The organism is Corynebacterium sp. HMSC075D04 (genome assembly GCF_001815635.1).
GTDB classification, from domain to species: domain Bacteria; phylum Actinomycetota; class Actinomycetes; order Mycobacteriales; family Mycobacteriaceae; genus Corynebacterium; species Corynebacterium coyleae.
In genome coordinates, this window is record NZ_KV821366.1 from 71,229 (window position 1) to 95,841 (window position 24,613).

Annotated in this window: 25 protein-coding genes; 20 read left to right on the plus strand and 5 right to left on the minus strand. The window is 63.7% G+C overall.

Annotation, left to right across the window (positions count from 1 at the left end; genetic code table 11):
* Nucleotides 1-39 precede the first annotated feature (39 nt).
* Together HMPREF3048_RS10310 and HMPREF3048_RS11880 are read left to right on the plus strand one after the other, a co-directional pair.
* Nucleotides 40-294, plus strand: coding sequence for a type II toxin-antitoxin system Phd/YefM family antitoxin (locus HMPREF3048_RS10310; RefSeq protein WP_070772102.1), 255 nt, complete (start codon nt 40-42; stop codon nt 292-294).
* A complete protein-coding gene (locus HMPREF3048_RS11880; RefSeq protein WP_336621406.1) occupies nt 287-682 on the plus strand; it encodes a type II toxin-antitoxin system VapC family toxin in 396 nt (131 codons plus the stop codon). Before HMPREF3048_RS10310 ends, HMPREF3048_RS11880 begins: the two co-directional genes overlap by 8 nt.
* Here the strand turns inward: HMPREF3048_RS11880 and HMPREF3048_RS10315 are convergent.
* Complete coding sequence (locus HMPREF3048_RS10315; RefSeq protein ID WP_070772103.1) at nt 679-2,571, minus strand: ABC transporter ATP-binding protein; 1,893 nt, start codon at nt 2,569-2,571, stop codon at nt 679-681. The genes HMPREF3048_RS11880 and HMPREF3048_RS10315 overlap by 4 nt on opposite strands.
* Before the next feature lie 72 nt (nt 2,572-2,643).
* Between HMPREF3048_RS10315 and HMPREF3048_RS10320 the strand changes: the two genes are divergently transcribed.
* Genes HMPREF3048_RS10320 through HMPREF3048_RS10335 form a run of 4 tightly spaced genes read left to right on the plus strand, consistent with a single transcriptional unit; the run spans nt 2,644 to nt 6,490 of the window.
* Nucleotides 2,644-3,198 (plus strand): hypothetical protein, encoded by a 555-nt coding sequence (locus HMPREF3048_RS10320; protein WP_070484906.1) that lies wholly within the window; start codon nt 2,644-2,646, stop codon nt 3,196-3,198.
* 10 nt (nt 3,199-3,208) lie between these two features.
* A complete protein-coding gene (locus HMPREF3048_RS10325; protein ID WP_070772105.1) occupies nt 3,209-5,170 on the plus strand; it encodes a M3 family metallopeptidase in 1,962 nt (653 codons plus the stop codon).
* Nucleotides 5,171-5,200: 30 nt separating this feature from the next.
* Nucleotides 5,201-6,217 carry a trypsin-like serine protease gene (locus HMPREF3048_RS10330; protein ID WP_070772107.1) on the plus strand — a complete coding sequence of 339 codons (1,017 nt, stop codon included), beginning with the start codon at nt 5,201-5,203 and terminating at the stop codon, nt 6,215-6,217.
* Nucleotides 6,218-6,490 carry a hypothetical protein gene (locus HMPREF3048_RS10335; RefSeq protein WP_070772110.1) on the plus strand — a complete coding sequence of 91 codons (273 nt, stop codon included), beginning with the start codon at nt 6,218-6,220 and terminating at the stop codon, nt 6,488-6,490. It begins immediately after the preceding gene.
* On the opposite strand, the gene malQ is transcribed toward HMPREF3048_RS10335, so the two are convergent.
* Complete coding sequence (malQ, locus tag HMPREF3048_RS10340; RefSeq protein WP_371326170.1) at nt 6,487-8,628, minus strand: 4-alpha-glucanotransferase; 2,142 nt, start codon at nt 8,626-8,628, stop codon at nt 6,487-6,489. The two genes, HMPREF3048_RS10335 and malQ, sit on opposite strands and share 4 nt — an antisense overlap.
* On the opposite strand from malQ, the gene HMPREF3048_RS10345 reads away from it, so the two are divergent.
* The 11 genes from HMPREF3048_RS10345 to pdxY all read left to right on the plus strand — a co-directional run bounded on the left by HMPREF3048_RS10345 (nt 8,627) and on the right by pdxY (nt 20,090).
* Nucleotides 8,627-10,465, plus strand: coding sequence for an AMP-dependent synthetase/ligase (locus HMPREF3048_RS10345; protein WP_083316869.1), 1,839 nt, complete (start codon nt 8,627-8,629; stop codon nt 10,463-10,465). The two genes, malQ and HMPREF3048_RS10345, sit on opposite strands and share 2 nt — an antisense overlap.
* A gap of 85 nt (nt 10,466-10,550) precedes the next feature.
* Nucleotides 10,551-11,219: a hypothetical protein gene (locus HMPREF3048_RS10350; protein WP_070772113.1), complete on the plus strand. Its 669-nt coding sequence runs from the start codon at nt 10,551-10,553 to the stop codon at nt 11,217-11,219.
* Between the two features lie 14 nt (nt 11,220-11,233).
* The gene (hemW, locus tag HMPREF3048_RS10355; RefSeq protein ID WP_168167354.1) at nt 11,234-12,352 is read left to right on the plus strand and encodes a radical SAM family heme chaperone HemW; all 1,119 of its coding nucleotides are present in this window, start codon (nt 11,234-11,236) and stop codon (nt 12,350-12,352) included.
* Nucleotides 12,353-12,359: 7 nt separating this feature from the next.
* On the plus strand, nt 12,360-13,376 hold the full coding sequence (hrcA, locus tag HMPREF3048_RS10360) for a heat-inducible transcriptional repressor HrcA (RefSeq protein WP_070421398.1): 1,017 nt from the start codon (nt 12,360-12,362) through the stop codon (nt 13,374-13,376).
* 10 nt (nt 13,377-13,386) lie between these two features.
* On the plus strand, nt 13,387-14,520 hold the full coding sequence (gene dnaJ, locus HMPREF3048_RS10365; RefSeq protein ID WP_070772117.1) for a molecular chaperone DnaJ: 1,134 nt from the start codon (nt 13,387-13,389) through the stop codon (nt 14,518-14,520).
* Nucleotides 14,517-15,227 (plus strand): 16S rRNA (uracil(1498)-N(3))-methyltransferase, encoded by a 711-nt coding sequence (locus tag HMPREF3048_RS10370; RefSeq protein WP_070772118.1) that lies wholly within the window; start codon nt 14,517-14,519, stop codon nt 15,225-15,227. The genes dnaJ and HMPREF3048_RS10370 overlap by 4 nt, the downstream gene beginning before the upstream one ends.
* 11 nt (nt 15,228-15,238) lie before the next feature.
* Entirely contained in the window at nt 15,239-16,261 is a 1,023-nt protein-coding gene (locus tag HMPREF3048_RS10375) for a PhoH family protein (RefSeq protein WP_070421347.1), read from the plus strand.
* On the plus strand, nt 16,258-16,824 hold the full coding sequence (gene ybeY, locus HMPREF3048_RS10380; protein ID WP_070453569.1) for an rRNA maturation RNase YbeY: 567 nt from the start codon (nt 16,258-16,260) through the stop codon (nt 16,822-16,824). The genes HMPREF3048_RS10375 and ybeY overlap by 4 nt, the downstream gene beginning before the upstream one ends.
* Nucleotides 16,821-18,134 carry a hemolysin family protein gene (locus HMPREF3048_RS10385; RefSeq protein ID WP_070453566.1) on the plus strand — a complete coding sequence of 438 codons (1,314 nt, stop codon included), beginning with the start codon at nt 16,821-16,823 and terminating at the stop codon, nt 18,132-18,134. The genes ybeY and HMPREF3048_RS10385 overlap by 4 nt, the downstream gene beginning before the upstream one ends.
* Nucleotides 18,135-18,164: 30 nt before the next feature.
* Entirely contained in the window at nt 18,165-19,229 is a 1,065-nt protein-coding gene (locus HMPREF3048_RS10390) for a 2,3-butanediol dehydrogenase (RefSeq protein ID WP_070453562.1), read from the plus strand.
* Between the two features lie 9 nt (nt 19,230-19,238).
* On the plus strand, nt 19,239-20,090 hold the full coding sequence (pdxY, locus tag HMPREF3048_RS10395) for a pyridoxal kinase PdxY (RefSeq protein WP_070772120.1): 852 nt from the start codon (nt 19,239-19,241) through the stop codon (nt 20,088-20,090).
* A gap of 79 nt (nt 20,091-20,169) precedes the next feature.
* Here pdxY and HMPREF3048_RS10400 read toward each other — a convergent pair whose 3' ends face one another.
* Nucleotides 20,170-21,207 carry an HNH endonuclease signature motif containing protein gene (locus HMPREF3048_RS10400; protein WP_070772122.1) on the minus strand — a complete coding sequence of 346 codons (1,038 nt, stop codon included), beginning with the start codon at nt 21,205-21,207 and terminating at the stop codon, nt 20,170-20,172.
* Nucleotides 21,208-21,314: 107 nt separating this feature from the next.
* On the opposite strand from HMPREF3048_RS10400, the gene era reads away from it, so the two are divergent.
* From era to HMPREF3048_RS10415, 3 genes are read left to right on the plus strand one after another with little or no spacing between them, the layout of a single operon-like run.
* On the plus strand, nt 21,315-22,277 hold the full coding sequence (gene era / locus HMPREF3048_RS10405) for a GTPase Era (RefSeq protein ID WP_210398437.1): 963 nt from the start codon (nt 21,315-21,317) through the stop codon (nt 22,275-22,277).
* Entirely contained in the window at nt 22,267-22,983 is a 717-nt protein-coding gene (gene recO, locus HMPREF3048_RS10410) for a DNA repair protein RecO (protein ID WP_070772127.1), read from the plus strand. Before era ends, recO begins: the two co-directional genes overlap by 11 nt.
* A gap of 9 nt (nt 22,984-22,992) precedes the next feature.
* Nucleotides 22,993-23,718 (plus strand): isoprenyl transferase, encoded by a 726-nt coding sequence (locus HMPREF3048_RS10415; protein WP_070569577.1) that lies wholly within the window; start codon nt 22,993-22,995, stop codon nt 23,716-23,718.
* Here the strand turns inward: HMPREF3048_RS10415 and HMPREF3048_RS10420 are convergent.
* The gene (locus HMPREF3048_RS10420; RefSeq protein ID WP_070772129.1) at nt 23,715-24,143 is read right to left on the minus strand and encodes a Fur family transcriptional regulator; all 429 of its coding nucleotides are present in this window, start codon (nt 24,141-24,143) and stop codon (nt 23,715-23,717) included. The two genes, HMPREF3048_RS10415 and HMPREF3048_RS10420, sit on opposite strands and share 4 nt — an antisense overlap.
* A 75-nt stretch (nt 24,144-24,218) precedes the next feature.
* Nucleotides 24,219-24,572 carry an ArsR/SmtB family transcription factor gene (locus HMPREF3048_RS10425; protein WP_070453541.1) on the minus strand — a complete coding sequence of 118 codons (354 nt, stop codon included), beginning with the start codon at nt 24,570-24,572 and terminating at the stop codon, nt 24,219-24,221.
* Between the last annotated feature and the right edge of the window lie 41 nt (nt 24,573-24,613).

Here is a 24,613-nt window from a genome sequence, read left to right on the forward strand (position 1 = left end):
ACCCTTTTATGCCGTAGCGCGTGGTGCTACGGTCAGTACATGACGGAGACAATCAGCCAGCGAGAGCTGCGCAATGAAAGCGGGCGTATCATGCGAGCGCTCGATGAGGGGGAGACATTTGTGATTACGAGCAACTCGCAACCGGTGGGTGAATTGCGACCATTACGAAAGCCACGATTCGCTCGAAAAGAAGACTTGTTAGCAACGGTCAAGCGGCTTCCGAAAGTCGATTTTGAAAAGTTCCGGGCCGATATTGACGAGTATGTAGACCAACGAATTGATCCGCGTGACTAGCAGAGGCTTGTTGGATACATCAGTGCTCTTCGATCTCGATGAAATAGATCCAAATCTACTGCCAGAGCAGTGGACAATCTCGTCTATCGCTTTCGCTGAGCTGGCTGTCGGCCCTGTTGCAGCGCAGGATCCTTTGGAGCGTGCCCGCCGATCAAATCAGGCCCGTGCAATCGCTGAACTAGTTGAGTGTATTCCGTTCGACGATCGTGCAGCACAAGCCTATGCCCTTGTATATGGGGCAGTGATCCGTGCCGGGCGAAAGCCACGAGGGCGTGCGTTTGATCTCTTGATCGCAAGCACTGCTGTGGCGGAAGGGCTTGATTTGTATACGAGGAATCCGCAGGACTTTAGAGGTCTTGAAGAACTTTTGAACGTGATTTCGGTTTAGTCCGTTGCGCCCTCGTCTTCATCTTCGTCGTACTCGTCGTCATCGCCCCCGTCGGCGGCGAAGCCAAATGCCTTCAACCGCTTCCTATCTGCAGCAGAAGAGGATGCCGTCAGGCGCAACAGCTCTGAATAAATACCGCCAGAGACAGCCAGATCTGCCGGCGAGCCGATCTCGTCGATACGTCCGTCGCGCAGGGTGATGATGGTGTCCACGCCGGCGATCGTCGATAAGCGGTGCGCGATCATGATGGTGGTGCGGTTGCGCATGAGCTCATCCAAGCCGGCTTGGACGGCGCGCTCGGCTTTGGTGTCCAGGGCGGAGGTGGCCTCGTCGAGGATCAACAGCGGGGCGTCCTTGAGCATCGCGCGCGCCACCGCCACACGCTGGCGCTGACCACCGGATAGGCGCAGGCCGCGCTCGCCGATGATCGTGTCATAACCATCGGTGAACTTCATGATGAAGTCGTGCGCGTTCGCACGCTTGGCCACGGCAACGACCTCTTCCATCGTCGCGTCCGGCTTGCCGTAGGCGATGTTTTCAAACACCGAGCCGGAAAACAGCGCAGCCTCCTGGAACACCACACCCGTGGTGGCGCGCAGCTTCTCCACGTCCAGGTGCGAGATCTCCTCGCCGCACACCTCAAGGCGGCCACGCGTGATGGGGTAGAGGCCAAGCAGCAGGTTCACAATCGTGGACTTGCCGCCGCCGGACTCGCCAACCAGCGCGATCTTCTCGCCCTCACGGGCGGTAAACGTCACATCGTGCAGCACCGGCTCACCCGGCATGTACTCAAAGGTGACGTTGTCGAATGCGACGACCGGTTCGCGCACCCTCAGCGGTGTCTGCTGCGTTGCGTCGAGCGCCGGCATGCCGGAGGCTTCCGTCGCGGCCACCAGCTGGCGGTTCGCAGTCGGCTCGACCGGCTCGTCCATCACCTTGAAGTAGTCGCGCGAGCCGGCGATGGCGCGCTGCGCGGAATCGACGATCCAGCTCATCATGGTCACCGGCTGGCGCGCCATGGTCACCATCTGGATGAGCATGACCATCTCACCAACCGTGAAATGCCCATCGAGCGTGCGCGTGAACAGGATCAGGTAAATCCCCAAAAAGATCAGGTTCATCGCCACGCCACGCGCGGTGTCCATGGAGTGCCACCAGCGCGACTGCGGGCGCGTGATGTCCACGGTGTTGGTGTAGTGGCGGCCGAACTTTTCTAACTCGCGCACCTCGGCACCGTAGGACTTGGTCACCTTCACCTGGCCAACGACCTCGGCGAAACGCCCGTTGCCCTCGTCGATATTGGCGTTCTTTTCCTGCTCGAAAACCTGCCAGCGTTTCGACGTCAACGCCGTCAGCCACGTATACAGCGGGAACAGCAGCGCCAGCAGCACCGTCAGCGGCCAGTAGTAGTAGGCCGTGATGCCTAAAATGGCCACGACCTGCAGCAGCATCGGCAGGAAATTATTGGTAAAGGATTGGATGAACTGCGTGACGTTCGCAATCGAGCGGTCCAGCCGCGCGATGATCGTGCCGGTGACCTGGTTGTCGTAGTAACGCTGCGGTAGTGCGAGCAACTTGGCAAAGTAGCGCGTAGACAGAATCTGGCGGATGCGCGCCACCATCACATCGCCCAGGTATCCGGACACGTTGTGCAGCATGGAAGCGGACGCCTCTGCGACAAACAGCGCGATGGCGAGCCAGACGACGGTGCGGGTTGCGTCGGGCACGGGCTCGTCGCCAAGCGCCGCAATGATCGTGTCGGTTGCCTCCCGAATGAGGAACGGGGAGATAAGCCCAAGCCCCGCGACTATCGACGACACCACCACAACCGCGATATAAAACGGCCACAACGCGGAAGCACTGCGAACGACGCGCATCAAAGACTGCATAATTTCCACAGGGTACCTGCGCGGTATTGTGTGCAGCGAAGCACTAGTTACGCGACAGAAAACGAGGCGCACATGTCCATCCGCACGAGCACCCGGCTTGCCGCCGTCATCCTGGCCACGACCATGCCGCTGGCAGCTTGCGTGGACCAACAAGAAGACCCGATTGGCGACGAAACCAGCCAGAACCTCGAAGAATCCGTCGAATCGAAGGTCAACGACAAGCCCACCTTCAACGTTGAGGAAACCGACCCGAAGGTCACCGACGAGCTCACCGGCAAGTCCGTCAAGGATCCGGCGATGGAGTTGTCGTACAAGTGGCAGGGGACGTCGTCGACAGGCGTGGGCACCGTGGTCGTTATCGCGGTGACCAACACGTCCGACGCGCCACTGCCTGTCGACGCCCTGAAGCCGGAACTGCGCTACAGCACCGACGGCTCCTCTTACACCGACGCCACGTATATCTCCAATGCGGAGAAGGCCCAGGTGGATGTCGTCGGCATCGATATGCCGCTCGGCCCGGGTGCCACCACGAACGCGAAGTTCCCCTTCGAGGTCGCGCAGGGCAACCTGTGGGATGCAGAGTTCACTGTTGGCAATGTCACATTCAAGGGCAATTTGAGCTATTAGACTGTCGCGCATGACAAATCCTTTGCTTGCGCCATCGACGTTGCCCTACAACCTGCCGGACTTCGCCGCAATCCGGCTTGAGCACGTGGAACCCGCCTTTGAACAGGCGTTGGTCAACCACGCGCAGGAAATCGCGGACATCACCACCCAAGACACCCCAACCTGGGAGAACACCGTCGAGGCCTTCGAGCTCGCCGGTGCGGACCTGGACCGTGTCATGGCGTGGTTCTTCAACCTGCAGGGCACCGATTCCACCGACGAGTTCGACGCCGTCGCCGACCGGATCGTGCCCAAGTTGTCCGCGCACGTGGACTCTATCTACCAAAATAGCGAGCTCTACTCCCGCATCAAGCAGGTCACGGCGCCGGAGGATGAGGAATCGCAGCGGCTTCACGACGAACTCAAGCGCCGGTTCGCACGCCGCGGCGCCGATTTGGACGCGGCCGGCAAGACGCGCCTGCAGGAGATCAACCAGCGCCTGTCCGAACTGTCCGAACTCTTCGGCCGCAACCTGCTGGCGGATACGAAGAAACTCGCCGTGGAACTGACCCGCGAAGAACTCGACGGCCTGTCCGAGGCACAGATCGAGGCCTACCAGGACGGCGAGCGCTTCGTCGTGCCGATCGAACTGCCGACCACCCAGTCCCTGCAGGCCGAACTCGAAAACTCGGGCGCGCGCCACAAGCTTTTCGACGCCTCCCGCGCCCGCGGCCGCGACACCAACGCCGACATCGTCGCCGAGTCGGTGAAGCTGCGCCTCGAGCGCGCGAAGCTGCTCGGCTTCGATTCGCACGCCGACTACGTCATCGCCGAGGAGACCGCAGGCAACGCGGCCGCCGCCCGCCAACTGATCGCGGACCTGGCGCCTGCCGCCGCTGCGAACGCCGAGGCGGAGCGCAAGCTCGCCTCCGAACTCGCCGGTGAAGACCTCGACGGCGCGGACTGGCCCTACTGGCAGGCGAAGCGTCGCGAGCAGGAACTGGGCATCGACGAGGCGGAGATCCGCAAGTACTTCCCGCTCGAGCAGGTGCTCACCGACGGCGTGTTCTACGCCGCCAACCTCCTCTACGGCATCACGGTGGAAAAGTGCGAGGACCTCAACGGTTACCGCGACGACGTGGACGTCTGGGAGGTGAAGGAAGAAGACGGCACTGGCATTGGGTTGTTGCTGACGGACTACAACGCGCGTTCGTCGAAACGCGGCGGCGCCTGGATGAGCTCCTTTGTGGACCAGTCGCACCTGGCGGGCACGAAGCCGGTGGTGGTCAACGTCATGTCGATCACCTCAAACCTGCTCACTATCGACGAAGTGACCACCCTGTTCCACGAGTTCGGCCACGCGCTGCACGGCCTGCTGTCGGACGTGCGCTACCCGTCGAACTCCGGCACCAACGTGCCGCGCGACTGGGTGGAGTTCCCCTCCCAAATCAACGAAAACTACGCGTTTGCCCCGGAGATCGCCCGCAACTACGCGCGCCACGTGGACACCGGCGAGGTCATTTCCGACGAGCAACTCGCCGCACTGAAGGCCTCGCGTCAGTTCGGCCAGGGCTTCCTCACCGCCGAGTACCTCGCGGCCAGCGCGATCGACCTGGCGTGGCACTCGATCACCGAGGACACCCCGTCCGACATCCAAACCTTCGAGGAAGAAGCCCTGCGCGAGGTCGGTCTGGACATCGACGGGCTCGAGCCGCGCTACCGCTCCACCTGGTTCAACCACATCTTCGCCGGCGGCTACTCGGCGGGCTACTACTCCTACCTGTGGGCAGAAGCACTTGATGCCGACGGCTACCAGTTGGTCGAACAGGAAGGCATCAACCGCGACACCGGCGCGAAGTTCCGCGAGACCATCCTGTCCAAGGGGTCCTCGCGCGACTACGCCGAGGCCTACCGTGCGTTCCGTGGCCGCGACAAGGACACGCGTCCGTTGCTGGAGCGTCGCGGCCTGGCGGGCTCCGACGTATCGGCATAGCCGGTTAACGGCCTGCGCTACGCTGGCGGCATGTCCCGCGGAAGTGTGAAGCATTGGTGCGCGGCTGCGGTGGTTGCCACGACGCTTGCGGCGTCGGTGGTTCCTGCAGTCGCGCCTGCTTCGCCTGCGTTGAATGCGGCGCAGGGTGGGCGGATTTTCGTCGATAATTTAGGCTCGGACCGCCTCACCGCCTGCACGCTTGGCTTCAACGACGTCGAGCACCGTCGCAGTTACACCGCCGCCCACTGCGTGGTGCAAAACGAGCAGTACTTCCCCCAGGGCGCGCTGGTCTACCTTGCAGATAGCGCCGGCAAACAAATCGACGAGCCCGCAGGGTTGATCTTCCCCGCGCGGGCGTATTCGCCGAAGACGTCCGCCAACGACTGGGCGGTGATCTACTGGTTCGAAGACGTTCGTGTTGGCGGCAACCCGTATGGCGGGACGGTTGTGCCGGTGGAAAAGATCAGCAGCACCGACACGATCTGCTTCCGCGGCTATTCCACCCACGGGCGCTCGGATGCCTCGACGTGCGGCAAGTTCGTCGGCACGGTTGAAAACACCACGTACTTCGACGCGCCGCAGATGCCGGTGCCAGGTGACTCCGGTGGGCCGGTGTACATCCCGGGCCGCGGCCTGGTGGGGGTGATCTCGGGCGCGAACTATGTCGCGGGCGAGGATAACCATCAGTTGATTGGGTTCCAGCGCGCCAGTTCGCTCGACAGTGGCCCGGTGTACGGGGAGGAGCAGGTCGACGACTTTTTGGAGTACCAGTATTCGCTGCGCTACTCCACGACGATCACCAACCCGCCGGGTGGCACGATCACGTTGACGCCGACCTTGGTGCCGCGAAGGACGCCTGCGCAGGCGACGTTTGAGTCTGGTGCCGCGACGCCGACGAGTGTGCCGACGGTGGCACCAAGGCAGAAGGCGGTGGAGCAGGCGCCGTCGGGCCCGTCGGCGTCGCAAGTTATCGGGATCATTATCGGCATTTTGGTGGTTGTTGCCGCGGTGAGCCCGATCGTGATGATGGCGTTGAAAGCGGTCTAAATGAGCTGGTTAATGGGGTTGAGCCCGTGGTTGCAGGTGCCGCTGATTGTGGTGCTGGCGCTGCCGGCGTGCGCGGCGGTGTCCTATGTGCTGCTTTGGGTCGTCGACCGGCTCGGTCTAGGCTTGGGCACCATGGCCAACCCTGAAGAGCTGCGCAAGCAGGATCAACAGCTGCCCAAGCCGCAGCGTAAGTACCCGCAGTCGCGGGTGACCCAAGCAATGTGGGTGCTCATCGCTCTTGTCATTGTTGCTGCGGTGATCGGCGCGCTTTAGTTGCGTATCGACGCCTCCGCCACCGCCTTAAACAACTCCATCTCCGGTAGGTGTTCGATGAGCACGGGGGTGCCGGTGGCGTCGCAAAGTGGCATGCGCCAGTTGGTGTACTGCTCGCCGTTGGTGCCGGGCTGGTTTTGAATGCGCTCGTCGCCAACCATGTCCACCAGGTTCGTACACGTCATCGCCGATGGGGTGGAGGCGACGAAGCGCGTCAGTCCCGTGATCAGTGCGTCAGTGTCCCCGGCGCAGGTCAGCGCACCTTCCTCCTTCGCGAGTGACAGCACCTGGTCGATCCAGGTGCGGTCGGTGGCGTTGAGGTGCTCCACGGGGTCGTCGACAAGCCCGAGCTCATGGCGCAATTCGTTGTGTGCACCCTTGAGGTAGCCAGCGGTGGGCGGCAGGTCGTGCGTGCCCACAGCCGTAAGCGCCAGGTGGCGGTACTGCTGCGAGGGGCGCGGCACGCCCGGCGGGATGGATTCGAACCACAGCACCGAGGTGCCCAAAATGCCCTTGTCGCGAAGGAAGTCCTGCACCCACGGCTCGAACGTGCCTAAGTCCTCGCCGACGACGACTGCCCCGGCGCGCTGCGCCTCCAACACGAGGGTGCCCACCATGGCCTCAAAGTCGTAGTTCATGTACACCCCGCCAGCGGGTGTGCCAGCGCGTGGCACCCAAAACAGGCGGAACAGTCCGAGCACGTGGTCGACGCGGATGCCGCCACTGTGGCGCAGCGCTGTGCGCAGCAGGTCGCGCCACGGCCCGTAGCCGGACTCGGCGAGTTGCTGCGGGTTCCACGGCGGCTGCGACCAGTCTTGGCCTTTTTGCGAGTACTGGTCCGGGGGAGCTCCCACCGACGCATCGGACACCAACACCTCGCGCAGTGTCGCCGCGTCCGCGCCGCCAGGGTGGATGCCCACCGCAAGGTCCGTCATGATGCCGATCGACATCCCGGCCGCTGTCGCGCGCTCCTGGGCGAGGCGCAGTTGCTCGTCGGCGATGAACTGTAGCCACATGTAGAACTGCACGAGGTCCTCGATGTCGCCGCCGGCGTGCCGCGAGTGATGATCCGAGTGATGCTCCGACTCGGCGGCTTGCGCGGCGCACCAGGTGGCAAACTCGCGCAGGCCCTCGCCCTCGTCCAGACAGAACAGCTCAAAGTCGTGGGTGCGCGCGGCATCGGCCTGCGAGGCCCAGAACAGCTCGCGCAGCGCCGCCAACTTCGCGGCGAACACACGGTTGCGATCCAGTGGCGCTGGCGAAGTGTTCAGGTCCTTCAGCGGCGCGGCCAACTCGGCGATCGCCGCACGCAAATCACTATCCACCAGCTCGAACTCCGGCACCTGCTCCACCGCGATGTAGAGCGGGTTAATAAACCGACGCGAGGTGGGCAAATATGGCGAATCCTCCACCGGCGGCACCGGCTGGGCGGCGTGCACCGGGTTGATCAGCAGATAATCGGCCCCCTGCGCGGCAACCGTCTCCGCCAACAACGCCAGGTCCCCAAAATCGCCCAACCCCCACGAGGACGCAGAGCGCACCGAATACAACTGCGCCATCACACCCCAGACAGGGTGTTGGACGACTCGGGAGTTCGTCGACAAGCAATCGGGCACCACGAGCAACGTGCACACCGCATCAAAATTGTCCGACTCCAAGTGCAGCTCGTGCCAGCCCGGCGGCAGATCCCCGGGCGTATGGAACGTCGCCTCACCCCACACCACACCATCTGAAGCCGTAAACGGCGGCGCCCAATTCTCATCCTGGTAACAATCCCGCGAGGAACCATCCTCCATCCGGATCCAACAGTGCGCCGGATGCCCGTCGTGCACGTGCACGTTGAAGTGCTTCTCGTGTCCCTCGGTGGCCACCACCGTCGGCGGCAAGGGGCGCGTCGCCCAGTGTTCGCGCCGGGCATCGAGGTGGAAGTGGAGTTCCTCGTCGGTGGGGTCGTCGTCAAGCGAGAGTCCCAACGCCCGCAACAACGCCACAAACGACTCCGGCGGCGGCGACACCATCCGGCCGTCAGTCGCGCGATAGGAGGTGCCAAAGCCATAGGACTCGGCAAGGGCGTGCAGCAGTTCCACGTTGGTCACGCTTCCGCATTCTGCCAAAACGTCGGTAATGTTGGGCACCATGCCATCGACTTCTCACACGACGGAACTTGGATTCACCCTCAACGACACGGAGACGTGCCTGAGCCGACTCATCGAAATGTGCGAGAAGCACCCGCACCTCGTGCTGTTCTCGCGGCCCCGCAACTACGAATGGATCTCGGTCACGGCAGGGGAGTTCCTGCAAGAAGTCTACGACGTGGCCAAGGGGCTGATTGCCGCAGGTATCGAGCCCGGCGACCGCGTGGCCATCCTGTCCAGCACGCGCTACGAGTGGGCGCTGCTCGACTTCGCCATCTGGGCCGCCGGCGCCGCATCCGTGCCAATCTACCCGTCGTCCTCGATGCACCAAATCCAGTGGATCCTCGAGGACTCCGGCGCGAAAATCGCGTTCACGGAAACGCGCGACCACACCATGCTTATGAGCCCGTTCCTCCTCGGCGAGGACGGCACCCCGCGCATGGCCGACTCGACCTCGCAGTTGCAGCGCATCTACGAGTTCAACTCGGCCGCCGTGGAGCAGATCAAGTTTGAGGGCCGCGAGGTGGAGCAGTCGCTTATCGACGACCGCGTTGCCGCCACCCGCCACCCCGATCTGGGCTCCATCGTGTATACCTCCGGCACCACCGGCCGCCCCAAAGGTGTGGAGATCACCCACGGTAACTGGGCGTACCAGGCGTGGGCGCTGCTGGAAAACGAAATCGGCTCCGTGTCCTTCCCTGGCCAGCGCATGGTGACGTTTTTGCCGCTGGCGCACGTGCTTGCGCGCGCGGTGGCGCTGGCGTGGACGATTTCGGGCGCTACCCAGTCGCACTGGTCGGATACTTCGACGTTGACCGTGGAGCTGCAGCGCGCACGCCCCAACCTGGTCATCGGCGTGCCGCGCGTGTTTGAAAAGGTGCGTGAGGGTGCCTACAACAAGGCCGCGGATGGCTCCGCGATTGGCAAACGTGTCTTCTTGGAGGCCGAAAAGGCCGCGATTGAGTACTCCAAGGCGCTGGATACGCCGGACGGCCCGTCGCGCGTGCAAAAGGCGAAGGTGAAGCTCTACGACAAACTGGTCTACGCCAAGATCAAGGAGGCCATGGGTGGTTCCGTCTGGTACGGCATCACCGGCGGGTCGGCGATGAGCGCGGACCTGTCGCACTTCTTCCGCGGCATGGGCGTGCCGATCTACGAAGGCTACGGGCTGACCGAAACGTGCGCTGCGGCGTGTGTGAACAACGCGCACAGCAACAAGATCGGCACCGTCGGGCGCCCTGTCAACGGCTATTCGGTGCGGATTAACGACGACGGCGAGATCGAATTTAAAGGCCCCGGCGTGTTCTCCAAGTACTGGCGCAACCCGGCCGCGACCGAGGAAGCGCTCACGGACGGCTGGTTCAACACCGGCGATCTTGGCGAGGTCGACGAAGACGGCTTCGTGTCCATCACCGGCCGCAAGAAGGACCTCATCGTCACCGCCGGCGGCAAGAACATCTCCCCGGGACCGATGGAGGAGATTATCCGCCAGGACCCGCTGATCTCTAACGCGTTGGTGGTCGGCGACGGCAAACCGTTCGTCGGCGTTTTGGTCACCCTCGACGAGGAGGAACTGAAGCGTTGGAAGGCGAACCACAACATTCCGGCGAACAAGAAGGTGTCGGATCTGGCGCAGGACCCGGCGTTGCGCGCCGAGGTGCAAGACGCGGTGAACATGGCAAACGCGACCGTCTCGCGTGCGGAGGCGATTAAGAAGTTCCGCATCCTCGACCGCGACTTGTCGGAGCAGCACGACGAGATGACGCCGACGATGAAGGTGAAGCGCAATGTGGTGTTCCAGCGTTTCCAGGAGGACATCGACAAGCTGTATCAGCGTTAACGGCGCGCCTAACCTCATCGGCTCACGCTGTGACATAGCATCCCACTTTGTCACTTCCACAGTCCGTTTTAAGGGGGTTCACGCCGTGCACAAAACTGCAGCCGTGCTGCGTCACCGTGAACTTACCCAGGAGATTTACAACATCGGCGACGAGGTTGCGGAGTACATCGAGCACGTCGCCGAGTCGATTGCGGACTATGACGGTGAGCTCACTGAAGATTGCCTGGCAGAGTTCGAGGAGATTGTCGACGACGCCCGCCAGGACGCCCGCCGCATCGTCGCCGAGTTAATCGGCCTGCGCCAAGCTTTAACGTCTGGCCGCGCCGCCGGCTACTTGTCGGTGGGGGTGCGCCCGGAGGAGCGCATCCCGCAGCCTGAACTTCTCGACGCCGCCGGCCTCAAAGACCTCTTCCCGCTGCAAGCACCATTTTCGGTGCAGACGATGCACGACGCACTCGTCGGCCGCACCGAACTGGTGGTGCAGCACTTGGAGGAGATCGTCTCGTTCACGCTCGAGCAAACTGACATGGTTGCCCGCGAACTCGGTGTGGTCTCGCTGCCGCACCTGTACGCACGCGTCGGCGAGATCGTCGAAGAAGCCGTGATCGGCTGGATTGAAACCGTCTGCCTGGACCACCCGGCGTTCGTGCGCACGATGCGCGGATCCAACCCGCCGGAGTTTTTGGAGGAGCGCGCCCGCATCGACCGCATTGTGGCGAAGGTGGCGGCGAAGCGTTCTCTGCGCGGGGCTTAGGTGGGGGTTCCGTGATGGATTCCTTCGGCGTGTACATCCACGTGCCGTTTTGTGCGACGCGCTGTGGCTACTGCGACTTCAACACGTATACGCCCACCGAGGTGGATTCCTCGCACGCGCAGTACCTCGACGCCCTCGAGCGTGAACTCGAACTCGCGGCTGCCCGGGGGCTGCCTCAAGCCCAGACCGTGTTCATCGGCGGCGGCACCCCGTCCCTGCTCGGCGCGGACGGGCTGGGCCGCATCCTGGACGCCATCCGCAACACGTTCGGTATTGCGGCAGGCGCGGAAATCACCACCGAGTCCAACCCGGAATCCACTAGCCCCGACTACTTCGCGGGCCTGCGCGATGCCGGCTTTACCCGCGTCTCGCTCGGCATGCAGTCCGCCTCCACGCCGGTGTTGAAAGTCCTAGACCGCCAGCACACCCCGGGCCGCGCCGTCGCCGCCGCACGCGAGGCCCTTTCCGCAGGCTTCGAGCACGTGAACCTGGACATGATCTACGGCACGCCCACCGAAACCGACGACGATGTGCGCCGCACCCTGGATGCCATCCTTGCAACCGGCGTCGACCACGTCAGCGCCTATTCACTGATCGTGGAAGACGGCACCGCCATGGCGCGCAAGATCCGCCGCGGCGAACTGCCCGCACCGCAAGAGGACGTCTACGCGGACCGCTACGAGATCATCGCCGCAACGCTGGAGGGCAACGGATACGACTGGTACGAGGTCTCCAACTGGGCCAAACCCGGCGGCGAGTGTCGCCACAACCTCATCTACTGGCACAACCAGAATTGGTGGGGCGCAGGCCCCGGCGCGCACAGCTTCGTCGACGGGAAGCGCTTCTTCAACGTCAAGCGCCCCGAGCGCTACGCACAACTGCTTCACGACGACACCCTGCCCATCCAGGACACCGAAACCATCACGCCCGACGAGGCCCACACCGAGGCGATCATGCTGGGGCTTCGCCTGCGTGAGGGGATTCCGGCCGAGTGGGTTGGGGAGCGGGCGCGTGGTGTCGTCGATAAGCATGTGCGCGCGGGGCTTCTAGAGCGGGGAGAGCGCTTGCGCGTGACGGATACCGGCAGACTGCTTGCAGACGGCATCATCACCGATATCCTGGCAGCCGAGTAAGGAGGCGATCATGAGCGCAGCAGACGAGCGGCGCCAAAAGGTGCTGCGGGCGATCGTGGCGGACTACATCGCCAGCCAAGAACCCGTCGGCTCCAAAGCGCTGGTGGAACGGCACAACATGGGGGTGTCGTCGGCCACGATCCGCAACGACATGGCGGTGCTTGAGCAGCAGGGCTACATCTCGCAGACGCACGCCTCGTCCGGGCGCATCCCCACCGAGGCCGGCTACCGCAAGTTCGTGGATGCGCTCCACGACGTTAAGCCACTGTCCGCCGCCGAGCGCCACGCGATTTTGGACTTCCTCGAAGACGGGGTGGACCTCGAAGACGTGCTACGCCGCTCCGTGCAACTGCTCTCTCAACTGACCCACCAAGCCGCCGTGGTGCAACTGCCGAACCTGTCCGCCTCGCGCGTGAAACACTGTGAGGTTGTCGAACTCACACCAACGCGCCTGCTGCTCGTGCTGATCACCGACGCCGGCCGCGTCGACCAACGCAACGTTGATCTCGCCGCGCCAATTGGCGACGACGGCGTGCGCATCCTTCGCGACATCCTCAACGACGCACTTGTGGGCAAGAACATGCGCGACGCCTCCGCCTCACTCGCCGGCGTGGCGGTCAGCGCCCCGCCGCACCTGACCGAACCCACCACGCGCGCCGCCGAAGTGCTCATCACCACACTTGTCGACGCCGCCCCCGACCGCCTCATCATCGCAGGCTCCTCAAACCTGCTCGTGCCCTCCGGCGGCCTCCAGGACGTCATCGACGCCCTCGAGCAGCAAGTTGTCGTACTGAAACTGCTCGCCGGCGCCCAAGAACTCGAACGTGTCTCCGTGCGCATCGGCCGCGAAAACGAAGACGAGGAATTATCCAGCGCCTCAATTGTTACAACAGCGTACGGGGCAGGCGATGCAGCACTCGGCGGCCTCGGGGTAGTCGGTCCAACCCACATGGACTACCCCGGTACCATGCAGAAGGTTGCCACCGTGGCTCGTTACATCAGCCGCACACTGCGGGGTGAATAGAAGGGAAGATATGGCTCGCGATTACTACGGCATCCTCGGCGTGGACAAGGACGCCACCGAGCAGGAAATTAAACGGGCGTACCGCAAGCTCGCACGCAAATACCACCCGGACGTGAACCCGTCCGAGGAAGCTGCCGAGAAGTTCGCGGAGATCGCGGCAGCGCAAGAGGTGCTGCTGGATCCGCAGAAGCGTTCCATCGTGGACCGTGGCGGCGACCCGATGGAGGCCGGCGGCGGCATGGGCGGCGCCGGTTTTGGCGGAGGTGGCCTCGGCGATATCTTCGAGGCGTTCTTCGGCGGCGGTGGTGGTGCTCGCCAGCCGCGCTCGCGCGTGCAGCCGGGCAACGACGCGCTCCTGCGCACCTCGATCACGCTCGCGGAGGCGTTCACGGGCGTGAAGCAGGACGTCACCGTCGATACGGCGGTGCTGTGCGACAAGTGCCACGGCTCCGGCTCTAAGTCAGGGGCTAAGCCGGTCACCTGTGACGTGTGCCAGGGCCACGGCGCGGTCCAGGAGATGCAGCAGTCTTTCCTGGGCAATGTGATGACCACCCGCGAGTGCCCCAAGTGCCACGGCTTCGGCGAAGTGATCACCGACCCGTGCGCCCAGTGTGCCGGCGACGGCCGCGTGCGTGCTTCCCGCGACCTGGTGGTCAACATCCCGGCCGGCATTAATAACGGCATGCGCATCCGCATGGCGGACCAGGGCGAGGTCGGCCACGGCGGCGGTCCCGCCGGCGACCTGTACGTCGAGGTGCACGTCGAGCCGCACCCGGTGTTCGTGCGCGACAACAACGACTTGCACCTGCGCCTGACTGTGCCCATGTATGACGCGGCGCTGGGCACCGAACTCACTGTGGAACACCTCACGGGCGACGAGACCCGCATCGAAGTGCCCGCCGGCACCCAGCCGGACGACCGCGTCGTGCTTTCCGGCGAGGGCATGCCGCGCCTGCGCGCCGAAGGTGCCGGCGACATGATCGCGCACATCGAGGTCACCGTGCCCACCGCGCTGTCCAACGAGGAACGCGCCGCGCTCGAAGACCTGCGCGCCGGCCACCCCGAAAACCCTCAGGTCCACTCCGAGGGCGGCGAGCACGGCGATGGTTTCTTCTCCCGGATGCGTGATCGTTTCCGCCGATGAGCCTGCCCTATTTTCTTAGCGACGACCCCACCTCCGGCATCATCGAAGGCCCCGAGGCCAAACACGCCCACGTTAAGCGCATCCAGCCGGGGGAGCGCATCATGCTTTTCGACGGCGCCGGCAACCAGGCCGAAGTCACCGTCACGCGGGTGGATGCCTCAAGGGTTGAGGGGGTCGTCGATAAGCATGAGTTCGTGGAGCGTCCCACGCCGCGCGTGACGGTTGTGCAGGCGATCCCGAAAAGCGAGCGTGCGGAACTTGCCGTCGACCTCGCTGTCCAAGGCGGCGCGGATGCGATCGTGCCGTGGATTTCGCACCGCACCATTGCGCGCTGGCCGGCGAACAAGCAGGCGAAGCAGGTGGAGAAGTGGCGCTCGCAAGCGCTGGCGAGCGCGAAGCAGGCGCGCCGCGCGTGGGTGCCGCAGATCCACGAGCCGGTGACCACGAACCAGTTGTCCGATCTCCTCCGTGACCCGAGGAACGAGGGTCACGCGCTTGTACTCCATGAGGACGCCACCGTGCCGCTGCGTGAGGTCACCTTCGGCGAGGACGTCTGGCTTATCGTTGGCCCCGAAGGCGGCATCGGGCAAGACGAACTCGAACTGCTCGGCGCGGACGCCGTGAAACTCGGCCCCGAAGTCCTGCGCACCGCAACGGCCGCGTTCGCGGCGCTCAGCGCGATCGGCGCGCTGACAAACCGCTGGTAGGGTAAACGCACATGGAAGAAATGGTGACGCGCAAGGTCGAACTCGACTCGGCGTACGCACAATCCGTTCTCGGCATCAACGACAACAACCTCCAACTGCTGGACCGCTATCTGGACGTGAGTTTCCACGCCCGCGGCACCACCTTGTCGGTGCGCGGCACGGCCGCCCACGTGGCGCACGCGCTGCGCGTGGTGGAGGAGCTGGAGTCCATGGCGCGACGCGGCGTGCCGCTTCGCCCTGACACCGTCGTGGAGGCGGTGAAACTCATGGAGATGGAAGCCCCCGGCTCGGTCGCGGACATCCTCGGCGAGGAGATCATTGCGCGGCGCGGCAAGGTTATCCGCCCGAAGACTGCCGGTCAGCGCCGCTATGTGGATGCGATCGACGAGAACACGATCACCTTCGGTATCGGGCCTGCCGGCTCCGGCAAGACGTACCTTGCGGTGGCGAAGGCGGTGCAGGCGCTGCAGAACAAGCAGGTCAAACGCATCATCCTGACGCGCCCCGCCGTGGAAGCCGGCGAGAAACTCGGCTTTTTGCCCGGTACGCTTTCCGACAAGATCGACCCGTACCTGCGCCCGCTGTACGACTCGCTGCGCGACATGATGGACCCAGAGGCCATCCCGAAACTCATCGAAGCCGGCATCATCGAGGTCGCGCCCCTGGCCTACATGCGCGGGCGCACCCTGTCGGACGCGTTTGTCATCCTCGACGAGGCCCAGAACACCACCGGGGCGCAGATGAAGATGTTCCTCACCCGCCTCGGGTTTGGTTCGAAGATGGTGGTCACGGGTGACACCTCTCAGGTGGATCTGCCGCGCGGCACCGTTTCGGGCCTGCGCGTGGCGCGTCGCATCCTGAGCGACATCCCCGACATTTCCTTCCAGGAGATGCGCGCCGACGACGTTGTGCGCCACCACCTGATTTCCCGCATCGTGGCCGCCTATGACCACCACGATGCCCAGAACGCGCTGCGCTACGAAAAGCGGCAGCAGAAGATTGAAGCAGAGCGCGAAGCGGAGGCAGCGCAGTGAGCATTGAAGTCTTAAACGAGTCCGGCGAGGCGGAAGTCAACGAGCAAATGCTTATCGACGTCGCCTCCTACGCCCTACGCACCATGGACGTCCACCCCGACACCGAAGCAACCATCACGCTTGTCGACGAAGCCACCATGGCCGACCTCCACGTCCGCTGGATGGACCTCGACGGCCCCACCGACGTGATGAGCTTCCCCATGGACGAACTCACCCCGGGTGGGGGACGGCCCGACGCCGACATGCCGGGACCTGCGATGCTCGGCGACATCATCCTGTGCCCGGCCTACGACCGCAAACAGGCCGAGATGGCCGGCCACGACCTCGCCCACGAAATGGCACTGCTGACCGTCCACGGCGTGCTGCACCTGCTCGGCTACGACCACATCGAGCCGAAGGATGAGCGTGAAATGTTCGCGCTGCAAAACGAGATCCTCGCCGACTGGTACGACGACCTGGCCCGTCGCGGGGTGGCATACCAGCCGAAGCCGACCGGCCCACACGCCTTCCCGTCCGCCGCTGACCGCGACGAGCTCGACAAGCTGATGAAGGGCGCCGAGTGACACTGACCATCACCTTCGCAACGATCACCGTCGTTGCGCTACTGCTCTCCGGCCTGCTCGGCTCCGTCGAATCCGCCCTGGCACCCATCTCGCGTGCCCGCGTGGAAGGCATGGTCAAGGATGAGACGCCGGGTGCAGATGCGTTGCTGCGCGTCGTCGATAATCGCGCGAATCACATCAACACCCTCGTGCTGCTGCGCACCGTCTTAGACGTCATGGCGGCAGTCTCAGCGGCGATGCTGGCCATGGACGTCATCGCGTCAGATGCGTGGGCGATTGCGGTGGCGGTAATCGTCGTCACGCTGCTGCAATTTTCCATCATCGGCGTGTTCGCACGCACCGCCGGCAAACGTAACCCGTACACCATCTCGCTCAAAGCCGCCCAAGGCCTGCACATCTTCCACACCGTGCTCGGACCAGTGGCGAAACTGCTCATCTGGATCGGCAACCTGTTCCACCCAGGCGAAGACTTCCGCAACGGGCCATACGCCACCGAAATCGAACTGCGCGAAATGGTCGAAGTTGCCCAAGAAAAAGGCGTGGTGGAAACCACCGAAGGCCGCATGATCCAAAACATCTTCGACCTCGCCTCCACCACCGCACGCCAAGTCATGGTTCCGCGACCCGAAATGGTGTGGATCGAAGGCGAAAAACTCGCCCGCCAAGCCACCGCACTCATGGTGCGCTCCGGCCACTCGCGCGTGCCCGTCATCGGCGAAAACGTCGACGAAATCATCGGCGTCGCCTACCTCAAAGACATGTTCACCGACCGCGGCGCGCCCGTCGACCCGAACACGCCACTGACCGAGTTGATGCGCCAACCGATGTTCATCCCGGACTCCAAGCCGCTCGACCTGCTGTTGCGCGCGATGCAGCAGCAGAACACCCACATCGCGGTGGTTATCGACGAGTTCGGCAACGTCGCAGGCCTGCTCACCATGGAAGACCTGCTTGAAGAAATCGTCGGCGAGATCACCGACGAATACGACGAGGATGAAGAAGCCCCCATCGAAGAAATCGACGAGCGCGTCTTCCGCGTCCAAGCGCGCCTGCCTCTCGACGACCTCGTGCACTACCTCGCCGACCACCTCGACTACACGCTGGAGTACTCGGAGGAGGTCGTCGACAATGTGGACACCGTCGCCGGCCTGCTGTCGTACGAACTCGGCCGCGTGCCCCTTCCCGGCGCCTCCATCCTGCGCGACGGCATCCGCTACACCGCAGAAGGCGGCCGCGACCGACGCGGGCGTATCAAGACCCGGACCGTCCTCGTCGCCGTCGGCGAGGAACCCGAAAACGGGGTATCGTAGCACCTGTAACCAACCGAAAGGAGTTCCACCATGCGAGCAGTTCGCTACTACGGCCAGAAGGACATCCGCGTCGAGGAAATCGACGCCCCGGTTGCAGGCAAGGGAGAGGTGCTCATCGACGTCGCCTGGTGCGGCATCTGCGGCACTGACCTGCACGAGTACCTCGAAGGCCCGATCTTCTGCCCGAAGCCTGGCCATCCGCACCCCATCACCGGTGAGGAGCCGCCGATCACCCTCGGCCACGAGTTCTCCGGCGTTGTTTCGGCGCTCGGCGAGGGTGTCGACGACCTCGAGGTCGGCCAGCACGTTGTCGTCGAGCCGTACGTTCTGCCGGACGACGTCGACCCGAAGGAGCCGGGCCCGTACAACCTCCACCCGGACGTGAACTTCATCGGCCTCGCAGGTGGTGGCGGCGGCCTCTCCGAGAAGATCGCTGTGCAGCGTCGCTGGGTTCACCCGATTTCCAACGATGTTCCGCTCGACGAGGCTGCGCTCATCGAGCCGCTGTCCGTCGCCCACCACGCGTTCGTTGCGTCTGAGGCGAAGGAAGGCGACGTCGCCCTCATTGGTGGCGCCGGCCCGATCGGTGTGCTCACCGCAGCTGTGGCGAAGGCATACGGCCTGACCGTCATCGTCTCCGAGCTCTCCGAGCTGCGTCGCCAGAAGGCGCTCGACGCAGGTGTCGCAGACTACGCGATCGACCCGAGCGCAACCGACCTCAAGGCAGAGATCGAAAAGATCACCGACGGCAAGGGCGTCGACGTCGCATTCGAGTGCACCTCCGTCAACGTTGTGCTCGACCAGCTGATCGACTGCCTGAAGCTCAAGGGCACCCTGGTCGTCGAGTCCATCTGGTCGAAGAAGGCCGAGCTGGACATCCACGCGCTCGTGATGAAGGAACTGACCATCCGCGGCATCATCGGCTACGCCCACGATCACCCGCAGACCATCAAGTTGGTGGAGTCCGGCAAGATTGATCTGAAGCCGTTTATCACCGGCAAGATCGGTTTCGACGGTGTTGTTGACGAGGGCTTCGACACCCTGATTAACCGCAACGAGACCGCAGTGAAGATTCTGGTGTCGCCGGAGCTCTAAAATGCTCGTATGAGCAATATTCTCTCGATCCAGTCCGCCGTCGCGTTTGGCCATGTTGGCAACTCGGCGGCGGTCTTTCCTTTGCAGCGCATCGGCCACGAGGTGTGGCCGGTGTACACGGTAAACTACTCCAATCACACGGGTTACGGTGCGTGGGAGGGGCCGATCATTCCGGCCGCCGACGTTGCGGCGGTGCTCAAGGGCATCCGCGACCGCAATGCGTTCCCGCTTATCGACGCCATCCTCACCGGCTACCAGGCCTCCCCGGAAATCGCCGACGTGATCGTCGGCACCGTGCGCGACATCAAGGCTGAAAACCCGGATGCGCTCTATGCGTGCGATCCGGTGATGGGTTCGGCGAAGTCGGGCTGCTTCGTGGCGGATACGATCCCGCCGCTGTTCCGCTCGACGATCGTGCCGGTGGCGGACATCATTACGCCGAACCAGTTCGAGTTGGGCTACCTCACCGAGCGCGACGTCACCGACCTGGATTCGACCCTTGCCGCCGTGGATGCGGCCCGTGAGATGGGCCCGTCGACCGTGCTGGTGACTTCGGTGGAGCGTCCCGAAACGCCCGAGGATGCGATCGAGATGATCGCCGTGGACGACAACGGCAAGTGGATCGTGCGCACCCCGCGCCTGCCGTTTAAGCGCAACGGCTCCGGTGACGTCACCGCAGCGCTGTTTACCGGCCACTACGTGCGCAGCCACGACGCAAAGGACGCGTTGGCAAAGACCGCCTCCTCGGTCTACGACATGCTGCGCCTCACCTTCGAGGCCGAGACCAACGAACTCCAGCTCGTCGAGGCCCAGGAGTTTTACGCCAACCCGCAACTCCAGTTCGAGGTCGAAGCCCTCTAACCGGTTTCAGGCACACCGCGTCACCCGCTCACCCGGGCGGGTTTTGTATTTGCTGCGTTTTCGGGGCCGGGTGAATCGATCAGTCGAACAGCAGCTCCATCGCCCCCGTCACGGTCGGCACTTCGGTCCCGTTGGGTGCGATCCAGCAGATGCGCCCGTTCGGGTTGTCGATGTGCCCGCGGATCGCCCGCCACCGGTCGTCGTCGTTGACTCCGTTGTGGTAGGCGCACAGTTGCGCCAGGTTGTCCATGTTGGTCATCCCGCCGTGCTTCCAGGCGTGCATGTGGTGGGTTTGGGTGGTTTCGGCGGAATGCCGGCAGTCGGGGAAGGCGCAACGTGGCGACATCAACTTCGACATCGTCCGCTGCTTCCCATTCGCCAGCCGCTGCGTCCGGTACAGGTTCACCGCACCTTTCTGCGGGTGGAAGGCGGCCACCTCGAGCACGTCGCCGAACTCACGGGTGAGAAACTCGGCGCCGGTCATCGTGGTGCCGTCGGTAAGTACAAGTTCGACGTCGTCGCCGCAGCCGTCCATGATGCGGGTGTAGGCCTGGATCGGCACCAAAATCATCGGCCTCAGCGCCGCGCGCGGCACCCCGCCGCCCTCGCGCAACAGGCGGAACAGTGAGCCGGCCATCTGCTCCGCAGCCGGCCGAACCTCATCGATCATGGAACGCAGCGTGTGCTCCAAGTCGGCCAGATCGCGCTCGTTGTACGTCAGCGTCATGGTACGCATGCCCTCACGCGAGCGCGTGAACCGGCAGGAGGGTTTGGGGGCGGTCACGGGGACGTCGATAAGCCTGCTGATGCGCTTCGACAGCGAGCGAAACGAACCACGATGCCGCACCAGATCCAACCGGATGCGCCACCGCTCAGCCGCCGACGCCACCGCAACCAACTTCTTCTCGATGAGCACCAACTGGTCGATCGGCAACCCCTCCGCCAACGCCAGCGCATCAGCCTGCTTGCGGGTGAACTTGGTCGGGCCATAGTACGTGTCGAAGACGCGGGCGAGGTCGCGCGCTCGTGTCGTCGATAAGCCAGCTGCAACTGCGGCCTCCCGAGAAAACCCCGCGAGCATCCCCACGCCCGCTTGACAAAACTCCAAAAAATCCATGCACCCGACGCTAGAAACCCACCGCAACCCCCACAAGACCCCACAAAAAATCTGTGGATAACTCCCACACCACCGAAAAAGTTATCCACAACGGTAGGATGCGCACCATGATTGATTTCCCGGACAACCTGCCAGAAGACGCGATCGCTGACGGCGGTTTCACAAACACGCCGGAAGGGTTCAAGTCGGGCTTTGTCAGCTTCGTCGGGCGGCCGAACACCGGCAAGTCCACGCTGACCAACGCGCTGGTGGGGGAGAAGATCGCCATCATGGCCGACCAGCCGGAAACCACGCGCCACCCGATCCGCGGCGTGATCAACCGCGACGGCGCGCAGGTCATTGTGGTGGACACGCCGGGGATTCACCGCCCGCGCACGCTGCTGGGCGAGCGCCTCAACGACATTGTCAAGGACACGTTCGCGGACGTCGACGTGATCGGCTTTACCGTGCCGGCGGACGAGAAGATCGGACCCGGCGACCGCTTCATCCTCGAGGAGATCCGCAAAACGAAGCCGAACACGCCGATCGTGGGCATCGTGACCAAACTGGACAAGACCGGCAAGGACACCGTCGGCGAGCGCCTGCTCGAACTGCACGACATGCTCGGCCCCGACTGCGAGGTCGTGCCGGTCTCCGCAACCGCAGGTGTGCAGACGGACACGCTGCTGGACATCCTGATCGAGCATCTGCCGGAGGGTCCGCGGTTCTACCCGGAGGGCCACACCACGGACGAGGATGTGGAGACGCGTATCGCCGAGTTGATCCGTGAGGAGGCGCTGCGCGGTCTTCGCGACGAGCTCCCGCACTCCGTCGCCGTCCAAATCGACGAAATGCACCCGGACCCGAACAACCCGGAGCGCACCATGATCTACGCGGTGCTGTATCTGGAGCGCCCGGGCCAAAAGCGCATCATCGAAGGCCCGGACGGGCGGCGCTTAAGCGGCATTGTGCACCGTGCGCGCAAGCAGATCATCGACCTGGTTGGCCAGAACATCTACTTGGATGTGCGCGTGAAAATCCTGAAGAACTGGCAGCAGGATCCGAAGGCGTTGGGCCGGCTTGGCTTCTAGGCCGTCGTGGCGCGATCGCGCCTTTGTGGTGCGCACTTACGATTTCGGTGAGGCGGATCGCGTGATCGTCCTGCTGACCCGCAACCACGGCCTGGTGCGCGGGGTGGCGAAGGGCGTGCGCAAGGTGAAAAGCCGCTTCGGCTCGCGCCTGCAGCCGTTCGTGGATGTGGATGTGCAGGTCTATCCGGGCAGAGGCTTATCGACGATCACCGGCGCCGACACCGTCACCTACTTCGGCGCCCGCATTATCGACGACTTCGACCGCTACGCCGCCGCCTGCGCCGTCATGGAGGTCGCCGAGAAGCTCTCCTACGACCAGGGTGATCCGGAACTGTTCGCGCTCGTGCAGGAGGCGCTGACCAACCTGCAGACCGACCAGCATCCGACGCTGGTGCTCGACGCGTTCGTGCTCAAGGCCACCGAGCACGCCGGCTGGGGTTTAAGCCTGTTTAACTGCGCGAACTGCCAGGCGCCAGGCCCGCACAAGGCGTTTAACGCCACCGTCGGCGGGGCGGTGTGTAACAACTGCCGGCCCACCGGCTCGATGGATGTGGATCCGGAGACGCTGCACGATATGTGGTTGTTGCGGGGAGGCTACGGGGTGTCGTCGATACGCGTTGCGCAGATTCACCGCGCGACCGTGGCACACGTGCAGCACAACCTTGAGGCCGGGCTGAAGAGTCTGAAGATCATGGAGCAGGCATAATTAACGCCCATGGGCGCACCGAAGATTGACAAGAAGTTCATCCCGAAACACATCGCACTGGTGATGGACGGCAACGGCCGCTGGGCGCAGCAACGGGGCCTCAAGCGCACCGAGGGGCACAAGGTGGGCGAGGAGAAGCTCATGGACGCCGTCGACGCCTGCATCGAACTTGGTGGGGTGGAGTGGCTGTCCGCGTACGCGTTTTCTACGGAGAATTGGAAGCGCAGCCCTTCCGAGGTGCATTTTTTGATGAACTTCACCCGCGATGTGCTGCGCCGTCAGCGCGACGAGTTGCATGAGAAGAACGTGCGCGTGGTGTGGTGTGGGCGCCGCCCGAAACTGTGGGGCAGCGTGATTGAGGAGCTTGAGGTCGCTGAGGAGCTCACGAAGCACAACACGGGGCTCACCCTTGCGATGTGCGTGAATTATGGCGGTCGCGCCGAGCTCACCGACGCAGTGCAGGCGCTTATCGACGACAACGTGCGCCACGTCGACGAAAAAACCATCCAGCGCTACCTGTATCGCGCCGACATGCCGGACGTGGACCTGTTCTTGCGCCCGTCGGGGGAGCAGCGCACCTCAAACTTCCTGCTGTGGCAGTCGGCCTACGCGGAGATGGTGTACCAGGACGTGCTGTTCCCGGACTTTACTAAGCAGGACCTGTGGGACGCGGTGCTGGAGTACGCGAAGCGCGACCGGCGCTTTGGCGGCGCGGTAGATAAGTTCGATAGCTAGCGTTTGGCCTGGCAGTCGCGGCACACGCCGTAGATTTCGGCGTCGTGGCCGACGAGTTCGTAGCCGTAGTGCTTCGCCATCACCTCGGCCCATCTTTCTACCGGGCCGCCTTCGATTTCCTCGCTGCGCCCGCATTTGGAGCACAGCAGGTGATGGTGGTGGTGGTCGGCGAGACAGTCGCGGTAGAGCGTTTCGCCTTCGGGGGAGTAAAGCACGTCCACCGCGTCGACCTCCGCGAGTGATTGCAGCGTGCGGTAGACAGTGGTCAGGCCGACGGATTCGCCGTTGTCGGTGAGGATCTCGTGGATGGTCTGTGCGGAGGCGAATTTGTCTAAGCCACGCAGCGTATCGACGACCGCCGCGCGCTGCTTAGTCATCCTCGGGCCAAGCTTCGGGACCGGACGCGTGCTGTGTGGGCGGTTCATACCGGGCCAGCTTAGCCGGGGATGGCACTCGGCTGGGACGAGGCCTAGCCGGATCTTGCCTAGTGCTGATTCGGGCTAGTCCTGGCCCGGCACCGACGTGCGCCGGGTTGTGTCAGCGGCCGGCGCGTAGAACTCGCAGGCATGGTCTACGAGCGCGTGGATAATCCGGATCACGGTGGGGTTGGCAAGTTCGTAGGCGACTTCGCGGCCGCAGCGTTTGGCGGCGACGAGGCCTTCGTCGCGAAGCACCCGCAAATGCTGCGACACCAGCGGCTGCGACTTCCCCAAAATTCCCACCAACTCATGGACCGCGCGCTGTGAATCGTGCAGCAGCAGCAAAATCCGAAGACGCATCTCCGAATCCAGCACTCGGATCAGTGCGGCAGTGTGGTCTAACTCCTCCGGCGAAAAGCGAAGGTCGTCACGCATGGGCGGCCCCTTTCGACGACAGTCCTACACAGTTGTCACAC